Source organism: Brucella oryzae (assembly GCF_041929965.1).
Classification (GTDB): Bacteria; Pseudomonadota; Alphaproteobacteria; order Rhizobiales; family Rhizobiaceae; genus Brucella; species Brucella oryzae.
The window spans coordinates 1-25,341 of the sequence record NZ_JBHEEO010000018.1 but is presented as its reverse complement, the minus strand read 5'-3'; the positions used below and the strand labels follow the sequence as shown (position 1 = coordinate 25,341).

The window sequence follows — 25,341 nt, the reverse complement described above, 5'->3', positions numbered from 1 at the left end:
GTCGACCGTTTGCGGACCAAGACAGCGGAGGATTACCGGAATTCCGTTCCATGACGCCGGACTCTAAGCTAAACCTCACCAGAGGGCGGGAGGACGAAGATGATGGTGGGGTTAGATTTTGTCGCACTAGACGTAGAAACAGCGGATAGCAGCTTTCCAGAAAGTATCTGCCAAATGGGCTTCGTGATTGTTCGCGAAGGGCGCATCGTCGAGACTTTTACGCAGACCGTAAATACACATCATCGGTTCGGGTGGTGGCAACAAGCCAATTTGTCGATCACCGAAGAGGACATTGATCGAGCTCCGCCGTTTTCTGAGATCGCTCGATCGATTGCGCATCTGATGTGTGGGGCGGTCTTTAGTCATACACCCTATGACCGTTTCGCGGTCGGTCGCGCTTGCGACGCGTGCGGGCACAGCTTCGCAGAGACTACTTGGCTTGATAGTGCGCAAGTCGTGCGACGAGCATGGCCGGAAAAGTACGGGAAGACGGGGTACGGATTGAAGAATGTCGCGGCCGATCTAGGCATTGAATTTCTGCACCATGACGCTGGCGAAGATGCGCGGGCTGTGGCGGAAATTGTCATTCGAGCGAGCCTAGAGTGCTCACTAGATGTAGCCGGATGGGCAGAACGGGTCCGAAGACCAATCTTAGGCAATTCAAGCGCAAAAACCGACCTACGTCGGGACGGCAACATTGATGGACCGCTGTATGGCGAGGTTGTCGTCCTCACAGGGGGCTTCGATTTGCGGCAGGAAGAACAGGCCAATTTGGCCGCCTATGCAGGCTGCGAGGTGGAAAATAGCGTTACCAAGAAAACGACGTTGGTCGTCGTGGGTGATGATCGTTTCGCGCGTGGGGAACGTTCCGGCAAGTGGAGAAGGGCCGAGGAATTGGCGGGCCAAGGCATTCCTATTCGGGCCATGTCTGAATCCGATTTCCGCGCGCTCATTGCAGATTGAACGGCACACGCCTTCCGCAAGTCTTGAATCGGCGTGGGCGAGGAAGAGGACGACGGGGTTCAATGACCGCACGCCACCCCGAGCGGCCGTGCAGCGTCACGCTGGTGCTAAAATTTAGCGTACGAGCTCGGCGGTTTAATGGCCCAGAAGCTGACCTTTGACCGGTTCGGTGTTGACCTTCAGGTTCCGACTGATATCCGCCCCCTTTGGTCGGCGCTTAGAATCTGCCGGCCTGTGCCTGCTTCACACGATTGATCATACGCAGCGTGTCAGTATGACCGGCGTCGGCGGGAATACCGCGGCAACGGTTGACTCCATTTAGCCCGAAGCGTCTACGGATGAGAGTTTCCTGATCTCGGCAAGGTCATCGTCTGTCTTGCGCAGAATGAGTTGGAAGCACGCATCGCACACACGCCGTTCAGTCGAATAGGCCTGCCCAAGCTTTGGAATCTCGATGCAGGTTGTTCCCATGACGAGGTCGTCGTGGCAGCGATAGCATTTGCTGAGGCGTTTGACGGGAGTCCGCTTGGGGCGGCCGTTCGTGCCTCCAATCAGCGAAGGCGTTGGCCCTCTAGGATTCGATTTTGTCATACTCCGCCTTCGCTTTGCGAACGCGCCTGACAAGCACTTGCAGCAGGTCGTCCAGGTTATCGAGGACAGAACGGAATTCTTCTGTTGTCGCCTGCTGCCTCTCTTTGCCCAGGCGTTTTTGCATTTCCTTGTTCACCATCATCAGCGCACAGATGTAGTTGTTCCTGCCGGTGAGCTTCAAGGATTTGTATTTGTAGACCATCTCATTGCCGGTCTGTTTAAGCTCAACATGATTCAGCAACACGTTTGCGAGGCGTTTAGCCTGCTCCTGCATGCGCTTCCTGGCCTCTTCCCACTCACGCTGTGGCTGGACCATGAAAGGTGCCGTGGCCGACCTCTTTCGCATTGGAGACTGCTGCGCGAGCCGAACCATTTCCTCAGCCTTGCTGTCGTCGAGGCCGAGGAGCTTCAAACGTTCCCGTAGGTCCGCGACGATCTGCGTGTCCTCGACCGACGTGAAATCTTCTTCCCACAAGGAATCGACGACCTCACCGTGGACGACGACCTGGTCGCCCGCACGAAGCCGCGCGCTACCGTCGAGCACCCCTTGCGGTACCTCCGGTTCGTCGCCGCCAATGACCTTGTCCCAGAACGCCTGGTCGTCGTTCTCGAACTCCTTGAATTCCTTCAGGCGTGCGTCGAGGTTCATGCCCAGATGGGTGACGATATGGCCGACATTGTCTGGATGACCCGGATCGTTCTGCACAACGACCCGCATTATGCGCCCGACAAACTGGATGTAGGGCGCCAATGACCGGAACGGGCGGAAGATCGCTGCAACGCTCAATTTGGGATGGTCGAACCCCTCGCCAAGCATCTGCACCTGGATGATACAATCGAGTGAGCCGTTGCGCAGTGCCGCAAGAATGGCCGCCTGCTCATCCTCCGTCTGCTTGCTATGGATAACGTCGGCGTTGAAGCCGCGCTCCTGATACAGCGAACGGATTTCCCGCGCATGATTGATGGAGCACGCGACTGCGATGAGCTGGTGCTGCGTCCCGCTTTGTCTAAGCTCATCGAGCTTCTGCAAACTGCTATCGACGATGTGCTTGTTGCACAGCCTAGCAAGCGCCACGCCGCGGCTGAACCATTCTTCCTCCTTGAGCTTCAGCACCTCGTCCAAGGTGTACGTTCGCCCGCCGGCGTCGGAAAATCCGAGCTCAATGGTCGACGGAGCGACGTAACTTGCCTTGAGGCGCTTGATATAGCCTTTCAGGGTGGCGTTGCGGAATGGATACCGGAACACCAATTCGCCATCGAGTTCCTGGCGATCGCCCCGGAATGGGGTCGCCGTAAGCAGGATGACCTTGGCGTTTGGAAAACGCTCGATGACTTTCTGCCAGCTAGCGGCCGCGCTGTGGTGCGCCTCATCAACTATGATCATGTCGAAAAAGTCATCGGGAAACTGGGTCAGCCACTTATCGACGTTGGTCGCGAGCTGATGGACGTTCGTGATGACGATATGGGACTTTGTTGCTATCGAGATGTTGCCGCTATCCAGCGTACATGCCAACGGACCAGACAACATCTGGTCAGCGCTGAGCACACCCGCTTTCCGCCAGAAGCATTTCTGCCGGTTTGTGATGTCCATCGCTTCGTAAAGCCCGTCCTTGATGGTGAGGTTGGGCGCGATAACAATGACCCTGCCCTCGGAGAGTCCAAACGGCAGGAGAGAAGCCAGGCCGGTCTTGCCGCATCCGACCGGAACCTGGAGGATCGCCTTATTCTTTCCCGCCCGGAAGAATTCATAAGTGCGCAGATAGCCTTCGCGCTGTGGGTCGCGGAGGTGGTCGTTCCCGTCGATGACGAATTCAGCGTCCAGGAAGAACGACTGCAGGGGGCGGGCGGTGCGTACCCACTGGTCGAGCCCGCTCTTTTCGAAGATCCATTTCTTGCCGATCTTCCGCGCCGGGATGCGGTTCTCGCGCGCCATCGCATACAGCGCGGTCTTGCCCATTCCTAAGTAGATCGCGGTCTCTTCAAGAGAGAGCCAACCGTCAGTATCCGTCATACATCCTCACAATCTGATATCTAGCGATAGCAAACGACAGATAGAATTGCAAAGGAAATCGGCGGTGGTAGTTGTCGCCCGCATTTGAAGGCGCCACAGTGGGTTTTAGCCTGGGCAGGAGCGCCACTTGTGCCCAACGCCTGGTTTCGAGCCCCCGGATGAGTGGCATTGGATCATGGGTCACGTTGCTGGCCGTTCGACAAAGGTCAGCAACTGTCCGAATGCCGAAATCCGAGTCCTTGCCGGGACCCAGCCACGTCGGTTTTTGTCGTGATGCTTGAATGATGATCCCCCTTCGTCAGCGAGAATAGTTGCGTGAACAGCCGCCCGTCATGCGGCCAAGGCACAGAGTCCCGTGCCGTCCCTGTTTTCCACCCCGCCCAAGGCGGGGCGAAGCGAAGCGGAGCAGGCGAGGGGGCTGAACGCGCTTCCCACATTGCGCCGAAGAGAAGCCCCCGAGCTTGTGGTAAACGGGGGCGGGACGGCTGCCGTTTCAGGATCCAGCTGCTCCCGTCTTCGGTTGGAAATTGCTCTTGCCGACGAGCGCCGCCATTTCCGGACGGCGGAAGTAGATGGCGCGACCGCAACGTAGCGGCGGATTACCGCCGGTGAGGATGATCTGCTCATCGGCGCGCATCTGGGTGACTTCATGCGGCAGGATCAGCGGGCGTTGCGAGAGCTGTTGGGAGCGGGTGCGGGACGAACCCATGTCGCGCGAGGTGCGGCTGACGTGGTTCACCTCTACCGTGGTCATCCCGCAGCGCTCGGAAATGTACTTCGCCGTTTCCGGATCATTGATCGCCGAGAACGACACCCAGGAAGCGGACTCGAACCATTTGCTGGTCGCGTCGCGCCCACCAAAGGCCTCCCGCATCTGCCCGAGCGACTGGAACAGCATCAGGAGTGTGATGCCATATTTGCGGCCGGCGTCGCGGGCGGTTTCGACGATGCGCATGTAGCCGAGGCGGGCGGCCTCATCGAGCAGGAACAGGGCGCGCTCTTCGAGATCGCCATTGCGATTGTAGATCGCCTTGAGGAACGCTCCGATGACGACGCGAGCCATACCGGGGTGATTTTCCAAGGTAGACAGATCGACATTGATGAACACCGTCGTGCGCCCATTGGCGATGTCGTCCGTCCTGAAAGTGTTGCCCGACACGATGGCCGCGTAGCTGTCGTAGGAGAGCCAGTGCGTCTCCTTGGCGGCGGTCGCATAGACGCCGGAGAAGGTTTGCGGCGTCATGTTGATGAAGGGGGCGATGACCTCTTTGACGAACCGGGAGGTCGAGCTTTGATAAAGATCGGCGAGCTTTTCCTTGAGCGTTTCTTCCGGCTCGGCCAGTCGCGCGCGGACGATGCGCAGCGATCGTTCGCGCTTGGTATCGTCCGGATCGGACAGCATCACGTCGGCGATGACGCCGGTGATGAGCTGTTCGGCCGAGACGCGGAAGAAATCGTCGGCGCCGGAGGTGACGCGTGGTTTTTCCGACATCAGCCACGCCGCCACGGAGGCAATGTCTTCCTCCGGCGCATTGCCGAAGCGGCCGATCCAGTCGAGCACGTTGAACCCGATGTCGGGTCGTTTCGGATCGAGAATGAGCACGTCCTGACCATGCGCTTCGCGATGGGCGGCGACCATCGGCGCAATCTCGGTCGAGGGATCGAGGATGATCATCGAGCCCTTGAACTTGAGCGCCGTCGGCACGACCACGGAGGTGGTCTTGTAACCGCCGGAACCAGCAAAGACGATGCCGTGCGTCGAGCCAAATCCGCAGTCGAAGCAGACGAGCGGTGATTTTCCGCCCTTGCCCCACGTCTCCTTGCGGCGCGGATCGAAGTTGACGCCGGCGACGGAATCCTCGTCGACGCGATAGCGCTCACCGATGACGATGCCACCGCTTTCGGGAAAGAGTCCTGCGATTGTGGCGCTGTCCATCCAATGGCTATCGCCATGGATGGCGCGACGGCCGGAGAGCCGTTTCGGACCCGTCGCGCCAAAGACGGCATTGCCGCGCAGCGCAACCCGCAATCCGAACATGCCGGCGACGAAGGCCGTCGCCGCGCCGCCGATAGTGTAAAGGTCAAGTAAGGAAAACAGCGTTCCTTGCGGCACCTGGCTGGCGAAATCGGACAGGCGTAGCGTCTCCGAAATGGCGGCGAACGCGGCGGCGGCAACCCCGCCGATCAGGACGCCGAGGCCGGCCGACTGAATGGCAAGTGAGCCCTTGGCGGCAAAGAGGAAAATGACGCCGATCGCGGCCGCGGCGGCGTAGGGGACGACAAGGCCGCCGCGCCCGAGGGTCTGGTAGCTTTCCGGCGAAGTGCCGAAAGCGGCGAGCCAGGACTCAATCCCCTGGAGCCCCAGAACGGCTCCCAACATCATCATCGCCGGTGCGGTCAGCAGCATCAGTTTCTTCGCTGTCATTATCGAATATCGCCTTTCCGATTGCGGCCAATCGAGCGCGCTCGGTTGCGTCGCTGAGCCGCGCAGCCGCATCGATGAGGGCGCCGAGAATGACGGCGCGATCCGCACTGCGAAGTCCCGCCTTCACGACGAGACCGCCGAGCTGGATCTTCTCGCGCGCATCCTTCTTCCGGGCTTCCGTTTGTGACGCCCGGTAGCGGCGCTCATGCATCAGGAGCGCCCGTTTGAGAGCGAGCAGCCGGCCCGGAGGTCTTCTGTTTCGTCCCCGCTTGAAATCGCTTTGCCATCTCTTCGAAGCCTGTGACCAGCTCTGTGTCGGATGCGTTCACTTCGCCTAATCCGGCCTTCAGCGCGAGCCGGCCGATGCGTTCGGCCTCCTTGGTTTCGGCAAGCTTCAGCTGCTCCTGTAGGCGTTCGATTTCCTCGCGGATACGGGAAGAGGGTCGTCTCATCGGCGGGGTTCTCCGGTTTCGTAGATGGTCATTGCGATGCGGAGAATCGCATTTGACGTGCGCGCAGCGCACCCTGCGAAAAACCACAGGTAGGCGAAGCCTATGCATTGCGGGAAGAATCCCGCCGTTCGGAAGAACGGTCCAAGGGCGCAGTAATACGTTGCTAGCAACGTTCCCGCGTCCGGCCCTGGATGGGCCGCGCTCGACCGAACAGCATTCGCGTTCGGATCGAGAGAGCACCTGCCCTGTGGCGATCACGCACTTCACACCCCAATTGATCAGCCGCGGCGAAGGCCGCAGTGCTGTTGCGGCGGCTGCGTATCGCCATTGCGCCCGCATGGAGAACGAGCGCGAGGGCAGGGTGGCAGACTTCTCGCGCAAGCCCGGAATGGTCCATGAAGAGTTTGTGTTGCCGGGCGATGCGCCGGACTGGGCAAGGGCGCTTATTGCCGATCGCTCGGTTGCCGGCGCGTCCGAAGCCTTCTGGAATAAGGTGGAGGCGTTCGAGACCCGCAAGGACGCTCAGCTCGCCAAGGAGTTCATACTGGCGCTGCCGCGCGAGCTGACCGCCGAGCAGAATATCGCAATGATGTGCGAGTTCGTCGCGGAACATGTGAGCACGCGAGGGCTGGTTGCGGACTGGGTTTACCATGACGCGCCGGGCAATCCGCATGTGCATCTGATGACGACATTGCGCCCGCTGACGGAAGACGGTTTCGGCGGCAAGAAGGTGCTTGTCATCGCAGAGGACGGACGGCCGGTCAGGTCGAAATCCGGCCAGATCGTTTACAAGCTCTGGGCCGGTGACAAGGCGGACTTCCTCGCTATGCGCGAGGCCTGGTACGCCGCGCAGAACAAGCATCTGGAATTGAACGGCCATGACATTCGCGTCGATGGCCGCTCCTATGCCGAGCGTGGCATCGACCTTGAACCGACTTCGCATATCGGTGTTGCCAGCAAAAACATTCAGCGGCAAGCGGAGGCTGAAGGGCGCGCGGCCAGGCTTGAACGGCTCGCATTGCACGAGGAAACGCGGCGCGAGAATGCGCGCCGGATAGAGCGCCGGCCGGAGATCGTGCTGGAGGCGATCGCGCGCGAGAAGAGCGTCTTCGACGAGCGCGATGTCGCCAAATATCTGCACCGCTATGTCGATGATCCCGGCCAGTTCGCCAACTTGCTGGCGCGCGTCATGGGAAGTCCGGAGGCCGTGAGGATTGAAGTCGAGGGCGTCGATCCCGAGACCGGCGAGCGATTGCCGGAGCGTTTTGCGACGCGCGACATGATCCGCATTGAGGCCGAGATGGGGAACCAGGCCGAGCATCTTGCGACGAACGGCCGGTTCGGCGTCTCAATCAGCGCGCGCGCCGAAGTCGTTGCCGGCCATGCGCAGATTTCCGACGAGCAGAGCTTCGGCCTGGAACGCATCACTGGTAACGAGCGCCTCGCCATCATCGTCGGCCGCGCCGGCGCCGGCAAGACGACGATGATGAAGGCCGCGCGCGAAGCATGGGAGGCTTCCGGCTATCGTGTTGTCGGCGGTGCGCTCGCGGGCAAGGCCGCCGAGGGGCTGGAGAAGGAGGCGGGCATTGCGTCGCGAACGCTCGCGTCCTGGCAGCTCCAATGGGAGGGGGGCCGCCTTCACCTGGACAACAGATGCGTGTTCGTCATGGACGAGGCGGGCATGGTGTCGTCGCGCCAGATGGCCGACTTCGTTTCTGCTGTTGCCCATGCAGGCGCCAAGCTCGTTCTTGTCGGCGATGCCGACCAATTACAGCCGATCGAGGCGGGCGCTGCGTTCCGCTCGCTTGCCGATCGCGTCGGTTATGCCGAGCTCGGCACGATCTACCGCCAGCGTGAGCAGTGGATGCGCGATGCCTCGATGGATCTTGCCCGAGGCAAGATCGGGGCGGCGATCTCCGCCTATAAGGGGAAGGGACGCCTGGTCGGAATGGAGTTGAAGGACCAGGCGGTCAGCGCGCTCATTCGCGACTGGATTGCCGACTACGACCCGAACCGGTCGAGCCTGATCCTTGCGCATCTTCGCCACGATGTGCGGACACTGAACGAGCTGGCGCGTGGCGCGCTCCTCGAGCGCGGATTGATCGAAGACGGCCATGCCTTCCGCACGGAAGACGGCATGCGGAACTTCGCGGTCGGCGACCAGATCGTGTTCCTGAAGAACGAGGGTTCGCTTGGCGTCAAGAACGGCATGATCGGCCGCATTGTCGAGGCCGAGACGGGCCGTATCGTGACCGAGATCGGAGACGACAGACGGCGCGTCGAGATCGACCAGCGGTTCTATCGCAATGTGGATCATGGCTATGCGACCACCATCCATAAGTCCCAAGGCGCCACCATCGATCGGGTGAAGGTGCTGGCGACCCTCTCGCTCGACAGGCATCTGACCTATGTGGCGATGACCCGGCACCGGCATGACGCAAAACTCTATTTCGGACGACGCTCGTTCGAGAAGGCGGGCGGGCTCATTCAGAACCTGTCGAAGCGCGGGGCCAAGGACACGACGCTCGATTTCACCGGATCGAAGCTCTACGAGCAGGCGCTTTCCTACGCCAACAGCCGCGGCCTCCACGGCGCGCGCGTGGCGAAAGCCCTTGTCGAAAACCAGCTCCGTTGGATCAGGGAGCAGCGCGATCGGCTCGAGACGGCCGCCGCCAGGCTCGCAAGCTTCATCGGGCGGTTCGGCCGTGCCGCCGATCGTCAGGCAGCGGCTGCCGCGACTGCCTCTCCCGTTTCCCAGCCCTGGGTTCGCGGCCTCGCGACCTGGGCGCAATCCATCCCGCAGCTCGTGGAGGCCAAATTGCAATCAGACGCCACACTCACCCATGCCTGGACCCAGCTTCGAGACCGCGTCACTCAAGTCTATGAGAAGCCCGATGGCGCGATCGATGCGATGAACCTTTCCACAATCATGAGCGCCAATGTAGCGGAAAGGCAGGCAGCGCAAAGCCGCATCGTCGACCAGCTCGGTCGCGATCCGGAAGCCTTCGGCGCGATGCGCGGCAAGACCGGCATGTTTGCCTCATCGGACGCGAAGGCCGAGCGGCAGCGGGCCTTGAACAACGTTCCGGCACTCAAGGACAATATTGCCCGATATGTGCGGCTGCGCGCCGAGATCGGAGATCTTCGCACCGTCGAATTGTCACGCGAGCGCGATCGCAGCCGGGTCGACATTCCTGCATTGTCCGGATCGGCGCAGGGCGTGCTTGACCGCATCCGCGATGCGATCGATCGCAACGACCTTTCGGCCGCGCTCGGTTTTGCCCTTGCTGACAAAATGGCGAAAGCAGAGATCGACCAGCTCAACAAGGCGCTCGACCAGCGGTTTGGGGAACGGGCATTCCTTGGCTCGAAAGAGGCCAAAGGGCCGGCCTATGATGCAGCCGCGGCACAAGTCGCCGAGGGCGACCGCTCGAAACTGGTGGCAGCCTGGCCGAGCTTCAGTGCCGCCCAGCGCGTTGCGGCCTATGAGCGGGCGCAGAAGGAGACGCGGGCTCAGAGCCAGGTCCGCGATCAGGGCATGAGCCGATGACGAGACATTGCAGGGCGCTTGCGATCATCGGCGCCGGCGCCGTGCTTCTCGGTTCGATGGCGGCAGCCTTTGCATGGGGCGGCTATCGCGTGAACTTCACGCCCTCCTATCCGCTTGGCCTTTGGCAGATAGAAACGCTGGACCGCCCGGTTGCGGTCGGCGACAGAGTGTTCATCTGCCCGCCTTCCGGTCCTGCCGTCGATCTCGCCCGCGAGCGCTTTTATCTGCCCAGAGGTCGTTGCCCGGCCGGAACAGCGCCGCTCATCAAGACCGTGGTCGCATTGGCCGGACAGTCCATCCGCGTCGAGGGCCAGGTCATCATAGATGATGTGCCCTTGGCAGCTTCGACCGTTCACGCACAGGACACCGAGGGGCGGCCGATGAAGCCCTGGATGGGCGGCATCGTGCCCAAGGGCGAAGTGTTTCTTCATTCCGATTTCGGTGGTTCCTATGATTCAAGATATTTTGGGCCGCTTCCTGCCGACGGCATCCTCGGCCTCGCACGGGAAATCCTCACCTTCACGCCGTAGCCTTCTGCAGGCCATTCTATTCGCCGCCGGCGGCGCTGCCACCGGAGCGATAGGGTGGAGTGGGCATCCGCTCACCTTCGCCCTCGGCATAGCCTTCCCTGCGCTTTGGGCCCTCGCTCCGTCGCGCACGGTCGCGGCCCTGGTCGCGCTGGCGCATTTTCTCGGCGCATCGCGCGGCCTGCCGGAGGGCGCTTCGATCTTTTTCGGGGCGCAGCTCACCATCGGCCTTGGCCTCTGGCTTGCCGCCTCGCTCATGTTCGTTGCCGTCCACACTGCACTCTGGACGTCGCGTGGCGGCTGGCGCCAGCCACTTCGCTACGCGATAGCGGCCGTCCTTATGAGCGTGCCGCCGTTCGGGACCGTCGGTTGGGCACATCCGATCACCGCAGCTGGAATTCTCTTCCCGGGCTGGGCCTGGTTCGGCCTTGCCGCAACCGCCGCCCTGTTGATCACGATGACGACCCGCCTATGGCCGATTGCGGCCGGCGTTGCAGCCCTCGCCTTCGCCTGGTCCGCCTTTAATTGGACGCTTCCGGCCGAGCCGGAAGGCTGGCGGGGCATCGACACCAGGTTCAGGTTCGAAGCTTCGGGCCAGTATGCCGACTACCGTCAGCAGGTCTCGACGATACAGCTGGTCGAGGCCGCCGCCAGCGACGGCGCGCGTGTCGTGATCCTGCCGGAAAGCGCCATGGGCTTGTGGAGCGCCACCACAGAGCGGCTTTGGACCCGCGAGCTTTCCAGCCTCGACATCCTGGTCAATGGCGGTGCGGCGATCGTCGATCCCGTCGGCTACGACAATGTGATGATCGGGGTTTCGGGGAAGGGCGCGGATATCCTTTACCGCGAGCGCATGCCGGTCCCGGTCTCCATGTGGCAACCCTGGACGACCGGCGGGGCGCACGCGCGGTTGTTCGCCAATCCGGTCTTCGAGTTCGCCGGGCTGAGGGTTGCGCCGCTGATCTGCTACGAACAGCTCATCATCTGGCCCGTCATCCAGTCGATGCTTTTCGCGCCGGACGCGCTTGTCGCAACCGGCAACGCCTGGTGGACCGGCGACACCAATATCGTCGCCATCCAGCGGTCGAGCGCGCAGGCGTGGGCTTCGCTGTTCGGCCTGCCGCTGGTGATGGCGTTCAACGAATAGGATAGGGAACCATGATCGATGCCGAACTGATCCAGCAATGTGCCGATCCCAGCCTCAAGGTCGAGATCGTGCAAAAATTCATCGAGGAGGCCGGCGGTGCCGACCATCTGACCGTCACCGTTAGGGCAGGGGAGCGCATCATCCTTGTACCGAAACCATCGACCGAGTACGAGGCGATGCAACTCATCCAGCAGAATTTGGGTCAGTCGATTGTCAGGGTAGGAGTGACTCAGTACCCGGCCGGCCTCGGCATTCAGGACATCTCCGAGCTCAGCCCGGACCTACTCGATTCCTGCAAGAACATTGGCATGGGCACCGCGCTCTTTGCCAAGGTCTATCGCATCGTCGCCAAATGGTATGGAGCACCCGCCCAGGAGGTCCTTGAGGAGGCGATATTCGCCTACAAGACCGGGTGGTTCGACGGAAAGCAGGTGTTCTATGAGTCCGACCCCGGCGAAACCGAGCTTGCCGAGCCGCAGCCAGCGGAGCAGGGCGCTCGGGTTGCGGCAGAGAGCACCGGCCCATCGGAGCCGCCTTTTTCGGAGGAAGATCCGAACAAGGCCGGTATCCGCATCGATCTCTCCGGAATTAGCAGCAACAATAAAGAGCAATGAGTATCCACGTCGTCGTCACCATCATGCTTTGCGTACTGTCGTGCGAACCGGCCGAAATCCGTGTCTGGGACGGGGACTCCCTGCGGCTCGGGATGACGCAGGAGTCCGAGGCGATCCGCATCTTCAACATCGATGCGCCGGAGATTGAGGGGCAGTGTGCCTATGAAAGCGATCTGGCGCAGCGTTCAAAACATCGACTGGCGGAGTTGTTGCAGGGTCAGCGCGTCGAGGTCCTGCGCCAAGGCACGGACCGCTATGGCCGCACGCTTGCGAGCGTGAGCGTCAACGGCAGGGACGTCGGCGACATTCTCGTCAGTGAAGGCCTCGCCAGAATCTGGAGCGGCCGGCGCGAGCCGTGGTGTTTAGGCGATGCTGGCGGGTAGCCAGCCGAGCTCTCGCGGATTTCGCAGTCAGTCAAGATGCGCCGCTAATGTAGGACCATCCGTAGATGACCGCATTTAGGTGAGTCAGCGCCGATAGATATCCAAATCCGGAAATGTTGGACTGCCAGGGGTCCAGAACTCCACGCTATCGGCGTGCATCTCGTAGAATTCGCGGTCTACGGTGATACGCACCGCATGCGGTAAAAATCCATCGACGAGGCGGTAATCCTTCTCGTCGAGATGAACAGCTTCTGTCCCGAGCGGCAGCAATATCGGCCTGTCCAAAACGGCACGGAGATTGGAAAGCGTTATGGCCGGATCAAGACGGACCGGCACCTCGAGGTCTTCATCCGCGAACTCATCGAGGTTGAGGGCAGAATCGTCCCCTGCAGATATCGCATTTTCGAGCGCCTGAAGAGCATCATTGCGCTTGGCGTCAGGGGCGTTCGAGGTGGACAAGACCGGGGCGTGTCGCAAATTCTTTTGGTTAACTAGCTGTTGACCACAACGGTGGAAATTCAGCTCCCGATGTAGCGGAGCGTAGCCATGATTCTGAATGCCATTGCCGAAAAGCTGAAGCGCCAGTCGAAGGACGATTTCAAAGGGCGGCATTTCGAGGCATGGCTGATCGTGCAGGCAGTGACATGGTATCTACGGTATCCGCTCAGCTACAGAGATCTCGAGGAGATGTTCCGCGAGCGCGGCTTCGAGGTCGACCATAGTACAATCAACCGCTGGGTCCTCGCCTATGCACCTGTAATCGAGAAGCGCCTACGCCAGTTTCGCCGACCGCATTGTGGCTCAGTCAGGATTGACGAGACCTACGTCAAGATCCGGGGCAAGTGGCGATACCTGTACCGCGCCATCGACAAGCACGGAAACCCGGTCGACTTCTTGCTCACCGCGAAGCGCGATCTCGACGCCGCCAAGCGCTTCTTCCGTAAGATGCTCAAGGATGAGCCGCTACTATCGCCGGGTAAGATCGGTACAGATGGCGCTAACACGTTTCCTTCAACGATCAAAACAGCCATCGATGACGGGCTCCTGCATCCGAGCCCGGTACATTATGTCACGAAGCACCTCCAGCAAGGCATCGAGAGCGACCACTTCCGGGTCAAGAAGAACATGCCCAAGATCGGCTGCTTCCAGTCATTCAAAACGGCGCGCCGGACGATCGCTGGGTTCGAAGCGATGTTGTGGCTGCGCAAAGGCTTCGGCTTTTCCGGCGACTGGACAATCAACGACCAGAATGACCTGCTCGGGCGCCTCTTCGGACTTCAAAAGGTTAACAAAGCGTGAAAATGCCACCGTTCGCGGGGTAGTCTCAGCCTACTGCAAGGTTTGCGACAAGCCCGTATTATGCCTTCACGGCCGTTCAGTACTTTTTCGAGCGTCTGCCGCCGCTTGGAAAGGGGCTCGTGCGTAAGATCGCGACCGTCGAGATAGAGAAGATCGAAGGCGAAGAATATGGCCTCACGGGCAAAACGCCTGCCGCCACGTCCGCCGAGAGCTTGCTGCAGCAAGCCGAAGTCAGATCGGCCTTGTTCATCCAGAACGACCGCCTCGCCGTCGAGGATCATTGTATCGTGGCCGAGTTGCTGCGCATCGTCGGCAATGTGTGTGAATCTTGGCGTCCAGTCGTGTCCTCCTCGGGTCAGCACCCGGACGCCATCAGGTTCGACATGGACCGCAAGGCGGTAGCCATCCCACTTGATTTCAAATGACCAGTCCGGCCCTGCTGGTGGCTTGGAGACGAGCAGCGCAAGGCACGGCTCGATGCGCCGGGGCATCGGGTCGCTGATCTGCGTTCGCGTTCTCATATCGCTCAAGCGCTTCGCCATGGCGTCCTAACGCTCGAAGAAGCGATTTGTCTCAAAGAGATGATAGCGGAGCTTGCTTCGCAAGCGTGTTGATCCCCTTCAGGGGGAAAGACCGTACGGCCGTCTCTCCCCCGCAATGGCGAAAACCGGTCTCCCCATCCTTCCGCGGGCGAGCTCGCCGGCGATGCCGGCAGACTCGCCCTTGTGCAGGACCAGGTGCGCGGATTTTGCGCGTGTCCGCGCGGATCCTCGCCACCTGTCCCTTCGGGTGGGTGATCCCCCTCCGGTTTTCACCATTGCCCCCCTCTCTCGCCGGTCGGATCGCCGACTGCTCGGGAGCAGGAGCGGGGCTCCTGCCCCTTACGGGACAGGAAGACCGCTTCGCGGGAAAAGGGAAATAGGAGATAACATCATGACCGATAACAACAACATCACAGTGCCGCTCAACAAGCTCGACCACGACCCCCGGAACGTGCGCCAGACCTACGAGGCGGCAGAAATCGCGGAAATGGCCGCTTCCATAAAGGCGCGTAATTTCCGGCTGATCCATAACCTTGTCATTCGTCCGGGCGAAAAGAAGGGCCGCTATTTCGTCACCGCTGGCGGTTTGCGTCTGGCTGGCCTCAATCTGCTTGCAGAGCAGGGCGAAATCGGAAAAACCCATGGCGTCGATTGCGGCCTGTGGGATGGCGAAGACGCGACCGAAATCAGCCTTGCTGAAAATTTCGTCAGAAAGGGGATGCATCCCGCCGACGAATTCATGGCCTTCAAGACCTTGGCCGACGAGGGGAAAAGCCCTGCCGAAATTGCAGTACGTTTCGGGACCACGGAGCTAAACGTGAAGCGCCGCATGGCGCTGGCTCGCGTGTCGCCGGTCCTGTTCGATCTCTTCCGCAATGGTGAGATGAGCTATGACGAGCTTGCAGCCTTCACCATCACGGATGACCACGAACGGCAGGAGCAGGTTTGGAATAGCCTCGCCAGTTACAACCGTTATGCCCACACCATCAAGCGCATGCTGGCTTCCGAGGAAATCCCGGCTTCCGACAAGCGTATCCGTTTCATTGGCGGCTTGGATGCCATTGAAGCGGCTGGCGGGACCGTTCGCCGCGATCTGTTCGACGGTGAGAGCGGCGGCTATGCCACCGATTCCGGCCTAGTCGAAAGGCTGGTGCTCGAAAAGCTCGAAACCGAAGCCGAAGGCGTCAAGGCTGAGGGTTGGAAATGGGTTGAAGTTCATTCCGCACAGCCGGACGACATTTACAGCATGAGCCGCGTCTATCCGGAGCCTGTAGATATTAGCGCAGAAGATCAGGAGCGGCTTGATCAGCTTGCCGAGGAATATGACAGCCTTGCCGAATTGATCGAGGCAGGAGACGCCGACGAGGACGCCGAACCGAAGCTTGAAGCCATCGAAAAGGAAATGGACAGCCTCAAGGACCGGCAGGAAGCCTATAAGGCGGAGGATTTGGCGCGCGCCGGGGCGATCGTTTGCCTCGACTACTACGGGCGGGCAACCGTGCATCGTGGCCTTGTCAACGATGAGGATGAACAGCAGGAGCAGGAGGAAGGCCAGCACAGCGGCGAGAATGAGGGTAGCAGAGAAAGCGAGGCGGCGCCGATCAAGCTGACCCATTCGGCGGCATTGGTCGAGGACCTGACAGCGCAGAAGACCGCTGCCCTTCGCGTGGAACTGGCCGACAATCCCGATATAGCCCTCGCAGCCGTGGTTCATGCCCTGCTTTTGAGCGCGGTCTACCGCTATGCGAGTGAACACACCGCCTTGGAAATCAAGCTGACCTATCAGCCCTTGGAAGGGTCCATGAAGCAGCCCGAAAACAGCAAGGCCGGAATTGCGTTTCAGGAGTTGAAGGAACGCTATGGCGATCATATCCCCGGCAATCCCGCCGATCTATGGGAATGGTGCCTTGATCAGCCTCGCGACCAGTTGCTGGTCTTGCTGGCCTTCGCCGCCTCTCATAGCCTCAATGCCGTGGAAGCAAAATTTCATGGACGCGACAAGGCTCTTGCTCATGCCAACGAAATAGGCCGCGCCCTCAATGTCGATATGCGCAACTGGTTTGAACCGACCGGCGATGCCTATCTTTCCCACCTCAACAAAAAGAGCATCGAGGCTGTGGTTGCCGAGGTGAAAGGGGAAGAAGCCGCGACGGCTATCCGAGCAGCAGGCAAGAAGGCCGAGGCCGTTGCCATTGCCGAGCGGATGGTTGCAAACACCGGCTGGCTTCCCGAACCGGTTCGCATTCCCATGACCGAGATCGAAGCCGAGCAACAGTTCCCCGAAGCGGCTGAATAAGCCGTTAGCTGGTCGCGCTCCTCTCCGGCGCGGCCAGCTCCCCCAAAAACCCATTAGCGCCCGGCCAGGTATCGAACCTGCCCGGGCGCTTGGCGTTCCGCCAGTTTTCTCATGCCCCTTGTTCGATCCGCGCCGGAGGCGGATCGAACTTCCTCGCCAGCGGGCGAGGGGCGATGCCCCTCGTCCCGATGCTTTCAGCACCGCGCCGGCGCGCAGGCTTGTGCAAGGGCGGCCTTCAGGCCGGGACCGGAGCCACGCGCAGCGGGCAAGGCCCGCGAGCATGGCGAGGACCCACCACTTGCACAAGCCGAGCACTGGTGCATTCAATAACGGCACCACTCCATAGGATCGTGATATCCGCCGTAATAGGTTCGCCCGTGTCCGCTCTTGACCATCAGCGCCGCGACGTCTTCGCCGTCGGCGGTCCGGACAGTCACAAGCACGCGCCCATAGCGGTCATTGCCCCGGCGCTGAAACGTCAGCCCCGGTCTTTGCATAAGCTCCTGGAGCCGCACTGTGGCAGCGTCTGCCATGTTCCGCTCTTTGGCGCAGCGCGCGCCATCGCCAGCTTCAGGAGCGTTCACGCCCTGAAGACGGTATTTGATCCGATCCATCCAGAAAGTATCGCCGTCCACTATGCAGGTGATACGCTTGCCGCGACCGCAAATCGGCCAGTTCGTATCGGCGGCTTGCGCCGACATTTCGCCCGAGGGGAGGGCGAACAGGAGGGGTATAATCAACAGCAGTCGCGGCCATCTCATTCAGAGCTTCCTCTTTGCATTTTCGCTTTATAAAGCAGAATCAACTTTATGCCGCGCATGCAAGGGGGAAGATCGACGCGGCTGCGATAAGCAGCCAAAGGCGGGCGGCGCTGAGCGCCGCCCGCTTCCGCGTCAGTCCCAAGGAATGACCGCCATCAGGGTGTCGTCGTCCTGTCCCGGATAGCGGCCAAGGTTCGCATTCAGCTTCGCGAAACCGGTGTTGACCGAAAGAGTGTAGTATTCGCCGCCTCGCTGGTTCTTCTTCTTCCAGATGCCGCCAACTTCGATCCGGCGATTGCGCGGAGACTTGCCGTAAAGACGGTAGACCGGAGCCGCCGGGTTTTCGCTGTGGACCGGCTCGCCGGTCACGTCGATATCAAAGGTGATCGTGGCGATGTTACCTGCGACCTTGTCGCCGTCGATCTTGATGTAATTCACGAGGTCAGTCATCGGTATTACTCCTCTTTTCGGTTGCCGATGCGGAAACACCGGAGCGAACACGGGACATGCGTCACCCGTTAGGGCCGCAACATCGTGGAGGACGCCGAAAGGCTGGCGAATTTGCTTCGCGAGGAAGCGCCGCAGGCGCGGGGAAATTCGTCAGCGCAGGCGTTGGCGCAGGGCCGTTCGGTCCTAGATTCCGCTCGTCAGGCAAACCGAATGGAGCGGAGTAATTAACGTCATGACGGATCGCGGTACGTACATCACGAACGGCGACTCTTGGAAAGCATAAGTTGTATTGCCGCATCAACTTTGAATATGACCATCCGCAGCCTCATGACAATTAGAAAAAAGCAGGGGCGTCTATTGGGCGTCTGCCTTACGGCACCGCCGCTCTATTCGCCGGTTCTGGCGCACCGGCTCACCGAACCAGTCAGGCCGCGCGCCAGCCTACACAACGGCCAGCACCGTCACGCAAGCGTGCCGATCCCGGCCTGTTCCGGACAGGGCGCGCGGCCAGCCTGTTTCGGCCCATTCGGGTAACGATCGGACTGACGCGGAATATGGTCGCTGGCCAAGGCCGCCGAAGCCATTGGGTGCGGCGCGATCGCGCCGCAGGTCACGATCCCACGCGCTGCGCGCAGCCTCGAAGAAGAAGGGCAGTTTCACCGCATGAGGCCGTCGGGCCAGCGCAATAATGTTCCAATCCTGCCGCGTTGAAACCGGCTACGGCCGGTGGCTTGGAGGGAGCAATGTGCTTCATGCCCCGCTCCTGTGAGCTGCGTTATTCATTGCTGCGTAGACTACCACCCGGCCAGGGGCCAGCAACCTTGTCGGCCAAGAATTTTCCCCGCGCCTTCGGCGCTCCTCGCGCAACAAAATTCATGTCCGCCAAGGTGCTCCGCTGCGCTGCGCCCCTCCGGGTGCAAGCCCCTGTCCGGGCGTTCGCGTAACTCCGCAATAACGCAGATCACAGGAGCTACCACCATGAAGAATTTTATCCAATATCTCCAAGCCACCGGCCGCAGCCTCCGCACTTTCCTCGCGAAGATCGTCAGTAACTTCTTCCGCCGGGGCAGTATCGCCCTGAAAATCGCGGTGAAACTGCCCTTCTTCTTCGAGGCAGACCTGACGGTCAAAACCGAGTGGGATCGGGACCAGCACCGCTAACGCGGTGCAGCCAAGGCCGCTTCGGCGGTCTTGGCCTTTTCCCGGCCTTCGGCCTCGACGATGCGAGCCGCGTTGCGGCTCTTGCTTGTTTGTCTCGAGGGGGAGAGATCGGCCGCCGGTCTCTCCCCCGCAACAGGCAAAACCGGTTTCCCCGTCCTTCCGCGGGCGAGCTCGCCGGCGTTGCCGGCGAACTCCCCCTTGTGCAGGACCAGGTGCGCGGATTTTGCGCGTCCCGCGCGGATCCTCGCAACCTGTCCCTTCGGGCGGGTGATCCCCCTCCGGTTTTGCCTGTTGCCCCCCTCTCTCCGGTCGGATCGCCGACTGCTCGGGAGCAGGAGCCGGGCTCCTGCCCCTCACCGGGACAGGAAGACCGCTTCGCGGATCAGGAGAGAAAACACCATGCGCAAACAGTCCAAAAGCAGCACCAAACAGCTCCGCGCTGACGTTTACGAGCGGATCACCAACCGGATCATTGAACAGCTTGAGCAGGGTACTCGCCCATGGATGCAGCCATGGGGCGCTTGCGGAACGCCGGTCCGCCCGTTGCGGCATAATGGCGTTCCCTATCGCGGTATCAATACCGTGCTTTTGTGGATGGAAGCCAGCGAGCGCGGCTATTCCTCGCCGTTCTGGATGACCTACAAGCAGGCGCAAGAGCTTGGCGGGCAAGTCCGCAAGGGCGAGAAATCGGCCCTTGTTGTGTATGCGAACGCCATCGAGCGCACCGAGACAACCGAAAGCGGCGAGGAAATCGAAAAGCGCATTCCCTTCATGAAGGGATATAGCGTTTTTTGCGCCGATCAAATCGACGACCTGCCAGAGCAGTATTACGCCAAGGCGACCGCGCCCGAAGGATCGGAGAGGAAGGAACGCATTCCGCATGTGGATGCCTTTTTCACCAACCTTGGCGCTGACATTCGTGAAGGTGGAAACAAGGCGTATTACCGGATCGATGCTGATTTCATCGGCATGCCGGTTTTTGACGCCTTTGTTTCGGCCGAGGCACATGCAACTACGCTCGGGCACGAATGCATCCACTGGACCCGCCACCCGTCGCGCCTTGCTAGGGATTTTGGCCGCAAGGCGTGGGGCGACGAGGGATATTCGCGGGAGGAACTGGTTGCCGAACTTGGGAGCGTTTTTTTAGCCGCCGATCTTGGCCTTGCCATTGATGCCCGCGACGATCATGCCGCCTATATCGCGAGTTGGCTCAAGGTCCTGAACAACGACAAACGGGCGATTTTTCAGGCGGCATCCCATGCAGAGCGTGCCGTTACCTATCTGCATAGCCTTCAGCCTGACGCGGGCGAGATCACAGCCGAAGTTGACGAGATCGAGGAACGTCGCGCCGCTTGAGCGGCGCGGGAAAGGATGAGCCATGGGCACCATTGGAGAATTGGAACAACAGGCAGGCATAGGACCGGCGCGCGAGGAACGCGCCGCCTTCTGGATGCAATTCCGGCATCTCGAAGGGAGAGCCTGCCTTGAGGCCGGAGTTGCGGAACTGCACCGGATTATTGCGGAAAAGGCGGAGCTTGCTCGCCATGCCATGAAGGAGGACGGCCTATGACTGATTTGGAGACCCTGAATTCTTTCGTGCCGGGATGGAGCGAAATCCCGAACGGGATGATGACGAACCCACATGACGCAGGCGGCATTATCGATTGCACTTTCGTAACCGGCGAATGGTTTGTGATCTTCAATGATGATCGCCCTATGCGGGACGGTTTCGCCACGCGGAAAGATGCCATCGCAGCCTTTATCGAGGCTGCCCGTCCTCAAGTCCGATAGAGGCCGAAGGCTGACATGAAGAATTCATTTCAGTGGAAGCGCTGGAATCTTGGTTACACAAAGGAGGTCATGGACCGCGATCCTGACAGCCCTTTGACGCAGGCGCTTTTATCGTGCTGGCCGCCGCGTATCCAACGGGCGCTAGTGGCCCGGTTCAAATCGCGGGCACAGGAGTTTGTCCCGGATCGACCGGACCAAACCCCTCGAAAGAGGGGAGGGCAAGCCGCCCCTCTCAATCTCACCCCATGAGGGAAGGGCGGTACGCCCCTCCCTCAAACACCCTCCCATGGGAAGGAGGGACGGTTCCCTCCTCCTCCTTCCCAAACCCTTCCACCTCTCCCTGGCAGTGGGTAACGATGCGGGCAGATTCGCCAGTACCGAGAGAATCAGTCATTGATGATCAGTGCCGGAAGTGTTCGTAAAGCCGGCCACGATGATGCGATTGCGCTTGTGCGACAATGCGATCCCACAGGCTTTGGGTTTAGGAAAAACCCTTACGACGCAAGCGCTTGTCAAGTTGTGACCGGTTCGCTTGAAAGCTGTAGCTCGGAAAATTTCCCGAATCATTTTGCTTTATCAAGCAAATCGGTTAGCGTTTGCGGCTGACGCGATTGCGAGTCGTGTGATTTGGAACGAGGAGAAACCCTAACCCGGAAAAAGTAAACCCCGACGCAGCAAGCTACATCGGGGGGAAAGAATGATCTTAGAAGCGATTGCCGTCGCTCCGAGAGACCCATCTCAAAAACTCAAGTCTCAATCTAAGGCTCCTTTCCCTCACTGTCAATATCGAGCGCAGCTTTTGCGAACGGGTGAGCTTTGCCCGGATTTCAGAAAGGAATCCGATGCAGACCATCGCCAGTTTCAGAAGGGTGACGCCTGGCATTCTTGCCAGCGCTGCCCTTGCCATGAGGGAAGACAACCGCCCCGCGACCAAGGCGCAGGTTGCGAGCGCGCTAAAGAAATGCGCCGGTCGCCTTGGCATAAAAGGCTATCCCTACCAGATCCTCGACACGCTTCTTGCTATCTCCCCGGCAGAGGACTGGACAGAGGGCAAGCGTCCCGTCGTCGCCATATCAAATGCCCGTTTGGCCTATGATCTTGGCGTCTGCGAGAAAACCGTCACCCGCGCCATTCGTTCGCTCGTGGAGGCGGGCATTGTCGCTTATCGCGACAGCCCGACCGGTCGCCGCTATGTAAATCGGGAAGGCGGGGGCAGCTTCGGCCTTGATTTCTCGCCCGCCAGAGCGCGGCTCGCGGAACTCGAAGAACTGGCGAGCGCTCATGTCGATGAGTGGCGATCGATGCGCGAGACGACACGGCAAAGCCAAGGTGTCGCCCGGCAGATCGTCGATGCGCTCGAACAGCTTCGCCGTGATGGTCATGAGACGCAGGGTTTCGAGGAGAAGTTCAATGCGCTCGTAGTCGATTTTCACCAACAGAGGGCAAATCCTGACTACCTTGCGCAGCTCGTCGACCTCCTAAAGGACGCACTTGCACTGTATGAGCCGTCCGAGCAACCTTCGGGGTCATCGCCACAGAATGATGATTCTGCCGATCAAAGCCGTAAAGAGTCCCCCGCGCAGGACAATTCTGTCCCCCCATATACAACTACAACCCCCACGACATTAGTAAGAAGAGAACGGCATCGCGCTAACGCACGATCGATTCAGTTTAGTTCTGAGATCGGCTCCGCCGATCAATGGGCTCTCGAAAAAGAGCCTGTGCGAGCGGAACCGTCTGCGCAAGACCGGGAACGTAGTGATGATGATCCTGCAACCACCCTTGATCTGCTACGGCTAGCTTGCCGCCAGCTTCAGGCCGAATATGGCATCAGTTTCTCGTCCTGGCGCGATTTGGAGGGGCAGGCCGACACAATCCGGGCGCTCATACAAATACCGCGCGAAACATGGGTCGCGGGCGTACAGGTCGCCGGCCGGATGAACGCGGCCGCGGCGCTCGCGATCGTGGCTGAGAAGCTGGTGCGGTCCGCCGCGCTGAAGCCGGGCGCGGCCGAGATCGCGAAGCCGGCGCGCTACTTCCTGTCAATGCTGTACCGCTCGCCGAAGGGTGAATTGCACCTCGCGCCGACACTGCGGGCCTTGGCGAAATCTGCCATGAACTAGGGCGCTCGAATTGTTGAAGGCGAAAGGGAAGCCCCCGCCGAAGCAGGCCGGGGGGACGGCGCGAATACCGATGATGGTCATTGGCATCGAGGTCCTGCCGGCAAGATGTAGGGAGCTGTGCACGCTTTGCAAAGCGGCGCTGACAGTTTGAGGTGAAGGACCAAGCTACCGGCCTGGTTCATGTTCCAGATTGCCGACTGTCATTTCGATAGACGGGCGCGAAAGCTGTGTAGCGTAGCTGGCGGCACGGAGCAGGAAGTTTCGTGCGCGCGACGCCTAGGCCATTGATGTCAATGTCGTCGGGACGAACACTGTGAAGCCGTGCCGGTCAAAATGCCGGTTTCGGCTATGGAATGAAATGGGACGAGAGCAAAGACATAGCGATCAAATCCCTTTGCATGGCAGCGTTGTCGATCGAATAGGCCACTAGGACCGTCCGCCCGGCCAGCAACAGCATAACCGAACGATTTTCCCCGCGCCTGCGGCGCTTCCTCGCGAGTCAAAATCGCCCGCCAATGCCGTCCTCCGCTGCGCTGCGGCCCTTCGGGTGCAGCCCGGTCTTTGTGCGGTCCTTTCTCGTGTCCATCGACAACGCAAGCAAAGGAGATCGCGCAATGTCTGACCTCGTAAACTTCATCCAGATCGACGCCGAAACCGACACGCTGACCGGCAACCTCGCAACGCTGACCTTCGACATCGACATCACCGGCGAGCCGGTTGAGAGCACGAACCCTCAGGCTCCGGTCTACCGGCTTTACGCGAAGTCCCCGCGCAACCGCCGGATCGAGATCGGCGGCATCTGGAAAAAGAAGAACCAGAGGGGCGGCGAATACTATACGCTCACCGTCAACACCGGCTTTGCAAAGCTGAACGCGAACCTGGGCCGCTATCCGGGGCAGGATGACGAAAGCCTGATGGCGGTCATCCCCTGGGATTGATCCACCCGGCCCCCGCTTCGGCGGGGGCTTCCCTTTCGCCTTCCCTGAGACGGAGAGTTCAATGACTGATTCCCAAACCCACCTGTTTCGTGTGGAGCTCGAACGCCCAAATGGCGCCCTGGATTGCTATCCGTGTGTATCGCTCGATACGCTGCCCGAGCTGATCGTTCCGCTCATCTCGAGCGCTGATGAACCCGCCGGCACCATTGTCCGCGTCTACGACTATCAACGCTGGACGCCCGACAGTGAAAGCGGGCTCATACGTGCCCTGTCTCTCCTCGAATAGGACTTGCCCCTTGTTCGATCCGCGCCGGAGGCGGATCGAACTTTCTCGCCAACGGGCGAGGGGCGATGCCCCTCGTCCCGATAGGTCAGGATGGCACCGAACCGCCCGATCCGGTCAAATTCGGTCGCTTGCGACCGGAACCGGAGCCACGCGCAGCGGCGAGCCCGCGAGCATGGCGAGGCTCTGCAATTTGACCGGATCGAGGATCGGTGCATTTCAACAAGGAAATAGTCGCCGGCGAAGCCGGCCTTCCATGCAGTAAGGGTTTTTCCAGCCCGGAGGGCCGAAGCCTGCTTTCGAGGGAAAGCAGGCGTAGCAGGCGGAGGCCTGAGCGCGCCCCCAATGGCGCCGTAGAGAAGGCCGGAGCCTGTGGGAAAACCCTGCGGCTGAAGGCCGCCGTAAAACGCTGTCCCAAAACTGACGTTTTTGATATGTTGTTTTTGTTACGGGTTTTCTGACAGATTCGGGAGGTGATATGGCACACACTGACATTTGTCCCAAAAATGACCGTTTTTGGCACAGGGGGCTGAATGCTAATCGGCTACATGCGTGTATCGAAGGTGGACGGCTCGCAGAGTCTCGACCTGCAGCGAGATAGTCTCGTGCAAGCGGGAGTCGATCCGAACAACATCTATCAGGACCTGGCGTCGGGGAAACGCGACGATCGACCGGGCTTTGCGGCGTGCCTGAAAGCATTGCGGCGAGGGGATACGCTTGTCGTGTGGAAGCTCGACCGGCTCGGCCGCGATCTGCGCAACCTGGTGAACACGGTTCATGATCTTACAGCGCGAGACATCGGCGTGAAGGTCCTAACCGGACATGGCGCATCAATCGACACGACGACGCCGGCGGGCAAGATGGTTTTCGGGATCTTCGCCGCTCTGGCTGAGTATGAACGCGAACTGACAATAGAACGTACTGTGGCGGGCCTCTCTGCTGCGCGAGCGCGCGGGAGAGTAGGAGGGAGACCGCCGAAAATGACCAAGGCGAAGTTACGTTTGGCTATGGCTGCGATGAGCCAGCCGGGAACG

At 60.4% G+C, this 25,341-nt stretch carries 26 protein-coding genes and 1 pseudogene; 17 read left to right on the top strand and 10 right to left on the bottom strand.

Translation table 11 applies throughout. From position 1 onward, the window contains the following. Positions 1–99 precede the first annotated feature (99 nt). Positions 100–963, top strand: coding sequence for an exonuclease domain-containing protein (locus JNC70_RS16855; protein ID WP_154386587.1), 864 nt, complete (start codon positions 100–102; stop codon positions 961–963). A 318-nt stretch (positions 964–1,281) separates the two neighbouring features. Here JNC70_RS16855 and JNC70_RS16850 read toward each other — a convergent pair whose 3' ends face one another. The 5 genes from JNC70_RS16850 to JNC70_RS16830 all read right to left on the bottom strand — a co-directional run bounded on the left by JNC70_RS16850 (position 1,282) and on the right by JNC70_RS16830 (position 6,442). Then, positions 1,282–1,554, bottom strand: coding sequence for a hypothetical protein (locus JNC70_RS16850; RefSeq protein ID WP_263006718.1), 273 nt, complete (start codon positions 1,552–1,554; stop codon positions 1,282–1,284). After that, a complete protein-coding gene (locus JNC70_RS16845; RefSeq protein ID WP_154386586.1) occupies positions 1,535–3,565 on the bottom strand; it encodes a DEAD/DEAH box helicase in 2,031 nt (676 codons plus the stop codon). The genes JNC70_RS16850 and JNC70_RS16845 overlap by 20 nt, the downstream gene beginning before the upstream one ends. 493 nt (positions 3,566–4,058) lie before the next feature. Beyond that, on the bottom strand, positions 4,059–5,990 hold the full coding sequence (gene traG, locus JNC70_RS16840) for a Ti-type conjugative transfer system protein TraG (RefSeq protein ID WP_154386585.1): 1,932 nt from the start codon (positions 5,988–5,990) through the stop codon (positions 4,059–4,061). Next, a complete protein-coding gene (traD, locus tag JNC70_RS16835) occupies positions 5,911–6,201 on the bottom strand; it encodes a conjugal transfer protein TraD (RefSeq protein ID WP_154386584.1) in 291 nt (96 codons plus the stop codon). Before traD ends, traG begins: the two co-directional genes overlap by 80 nt. Beyond that, entirely contained in the window at positions 6,194–6,442 is a 249-nt protein-coding gene (locus tag JNC70_RS16830) for a TraC family protein (protein ID WP_154386583.1), read from the bottom strand. Before JNC70_RS16830 ends, traD begins: the two co-directional genes overlap by 8 nt. Before the next feature lie 247 nt (positions 6,443–6,689). Between JNC70_RS16830 and traA the strand changes: the two genes are divergently transcribed. The 5 genes from traA to JNC70_RS16805 are packed head-to-tail and all read left to right on the top strand — an operon-like array spanning position 6,690 to position 12,663. Continuing rightward, positions 6,690–9,992: a Ti-type conjugative transfer relaxase TraA gene (traA, locus tag JNC70_RS16825; RefSeq protein ID WP_185910479.1), complete on the top strand. Its 3,303-nt coding sequence runs from the start codon at positions 6,690–6,692 to the stop codon at positions 9,990–9,992. Further along, positions 9,989–10,522, top strand: a complete 534-nt coding sequence (gene traF, locus JNC70_RS16820) for a conjugative transfer signal peptidase TraF (protein WP_154386581.1) — start codon at positions 9,989–9,991, stop codon at positions 10,520–10,522. Before traA ends, traF begins: the two co-directional genes overlap by 4 nt. Further along, positions 10,443–11,666 (top strand): conjugal transfer protein TraB, encoded by a 1,224-nt coding sequence (locus JNC70_RS16815; protein ID WP_154386580.1) that lies wholly within the window; start codon positions 10,443–10,445, stop codon positions 11,664–11,666. Before traF ends, JNC70_RS16815 begins: the two co-directional genes overlap by 80 nt. Positions 11,667–11,677: 11 nt before the next feature. Next, positions 11,678–12,280 (top strand): TraH family protein, encoded by a 603-nt coding sequence (locus tag JNC70_RS16810; RefSeq protein WP_154386579.1) that lies wholly within the window; start codon positions 11,678–11,680, stop codon positions 12,278–12,280. After that, on the top strand, positions 12,277–12,663 hold the full coding sequence (locus JNC70_RS16805) for a thermonuclease family protein (RefSeq protein ID WP_154386578.1): 387 nt from the start codon (positions 12,277–12,279) through the stop codon (positions 12,661–12,663). Before JNC70_RS16810 ends, JNC70_RS16805 begins: the two co-directional genes overlap by 4 nt. Positions 12,664–12,747: 84 nt before the next feature. Here JNC70_RS16805 and JNC70_RS16800 read toward each other — a convergent pair whose 3' ends face one another. Beyond that, positions 12,748–13,122 (bottom strand): hypothetical protein, encoded by a 375-nt coding sequence (locus JNC70_RS16800; protein ID WP_374788732.1) that lies wholly within the window; start codon positions 13,120–13,122, stop codon positions 12,748–12,750. 87 nt (positions 13,123–13,209) lie between these two features. Here JNC70_RS16800 and JNC70_RS16795 point away from each other — a divergent pair, with 87 nt between their 5' ends. Continuing rightward, positions 13,210–13,962, top strand: coding sequence for an IS6 family transposase (locus tag JNC70_RS16795; protein ID WP_035228067.1), 753 nt, complete (start codon positions 13,210–13,212; stop codon positions 13,960–13,962). 50 nt (positions 13,963–14,012) lie between these two features. On the opposite strand, the pseudogene JNC70_RS16790 reads toward JNC70_RS16795, so the two are convergent. Then, positions 14,013–14,504: pseudogene (locus JNC70_RS16790) on the bottom strand (ATP-dependent DNA ligase); the annotation flags it as partial. Between the two features lie 391 nt (positions 14,505–14,895). Here JNC70_RS16790 and JNC70_RS16785 point away from each other — a divergent pair. Beyond that, a complete protein-coding gene (locus JNC70_RS16785) occupies positions 14,896–16,800 on the top strand; it encodes a ParB/RepB/Spo0J family partition protein (protein WP_157803360.1) in 1,905 nt (634 codons plus the stop codon). A 323-nt stretch (positions 16,801–17,123) separates the two neighbouring features. Here JNC70_RS16785 and JNC70_RS16780 read toward each other — a convergent pair whose 3' ends face one another. Together JNC70_RS16780 and JNC70_RS16775 are read right to left on the bottom strand one after the other, a co-directional pair. Next, positions 17,124–17,561: a thermonuclease family protein gene (locus JNC70_RS16780; RefSeq protein ID WP_100560271.1), complete on the bottom strand. Its 438-nt coding sequence runs from the start codon at positions 17,559–17,561 to the stop codon at positions 17,124–17,126. 132 nt (positions 17,562–17,693) lie between these two features. Further along, on the bottom strand, positions 17,694–18,011 hold the full coding sequence (locus tag JNC70_RS16775; RefSeq protein ID WP_100560273.1) for a DUF736 domain-containing protein: 318 nt from the start codon (positions 18,009–18,011) through the stop codon (positions 17,694–17,696). Positions 18,012–18,338: 327 nt separating this feature from the next. Between JNC70_RS16775 and JNC70_RS16770 the strand changes: the two genes are divergently transcribed. Both JNC70_RS16770 and JNC70_RS16765 read left to right on the top strand, forming a co-directional pair. After that, a complete protein-coding gene (locus JNC70_RS16770) occupies positions 18,339–18,545 on the top strand; it encodes a hypothetical protein (RefSeq protein WP_278501121.1) in 207 nt (68 codons plus the stop codon). A 444-nt stretch (positions 18,546–18,989) separates the two neighbouring features. Next, the gene (locus tag JNC70_RS16765) at positions 18,990–19,172 is read left to right on the top strand and encodes a hypothetical protein (protein ID WP_100560277.1); all 183 of its coding nucleotides are present in this window, start codon (positions 18,990–18,992) and stop codon (positions 19,170–19,172) included. Here JNC70_RS16765 and JNC70_RS16760 read toward each other — a convergent pair. Further along, positions 19,169–19,312: a hypothetical protein gene (locus JNC70_RS16760; RefSeq protein WP_374788731.1), complete on the bottom strand. Its 144-nt coding sequence runs from the start codon at positions 19,310–19,312 to the stop codon at positions 19,169–19,171. The genes JNC70_RS16765 and JNC70_RS16760 overlap by 4 nt on opposite strands. Before the next feature lie 259 nt (positions 19,313–19,571). Between JNC70_RS16760 and JNC70_RS16755 the strand changes: the two genes are divergently transcribed. From JNC70_RS16755 to JNC70_RS16725, 7 genes are all read left to right on the top strand, one after another. Next, positions 19,572–20,528, top strand: coding sequence for an ArdC family protein (locus JNC70_RS16755; RefSeq protein WP_100560279.1), 957 nt, complete (start codon positions 19,572–19,574; stop codon positions 20,526–20,528). 22 nt (positions 20,529–20,550) lie between these two features. Continuing rightward, the gene (locus JNC70_RS16750; RefSeq protein ID WP_100560281.1) at positions 20,551–20,742 is read left to right on the top strand and encodes a hypothetical protein; all 192 of its coding nucleotides are present in this window, start codon (positions 20,551–20,553) and stop codon (positions 20,740–20,742) included. Beyond that, positions 20,739–20,963, top strand: a complete 225-nt coding sequence (locus JNC70_RS16745) for a hypothetical protein (protein WP_100560283.1) — start codon at positions 20,739–20,741, stop codon at positions 20,961–20,963. Before JNC70_RS16750 ends, JNC70_RS16745 begins: the two co-directional genes overlap by 4 nt. A gap of 842 nt (positions 20,964–21,805) precedes the next feature. Next, a complete protein-coding gene (repC, locus tag JNC70_RS16740) occupies positions 21,806–23,086 on the top strand; it encodes a plasmid replication protein RepC (RefSeq protein ID WP_100560285.1) in 1,281 nt (426 codons plus the stop codon). A gap of 614 nt (positions 23,087–23,700) precedes the next feature. Next, a complete protein-coding gene (locus tag JNC70_RS16735) occupies positions 23,701–24,024 on the top strand; it encodes a DUF736 domain-containing protein (protein WP_100560382.1) in 324 nt (107 codons plus the stop codon). Positions 24,025–24,085: 61 nt separating this feature from the next. After that, complete coding sequence (locus JNC70_RS16730) at positions 24,086–24,310, top strand: hypothetical protein (RefSeq protein WP_100560287.1); 225 nt, start codon at positions 24,086–24,088, stop codon at positions 24,308–24,310. Positions 24,311–24,840: 530 nt separating this feature from the next. Further along, positions 24,841–25,341: recombinase family protein (locus JNC70_RS16725; protein ID WP_374788730.1), on the top strand; the 501-nt coding region annotated here is incomplete at its 3' end.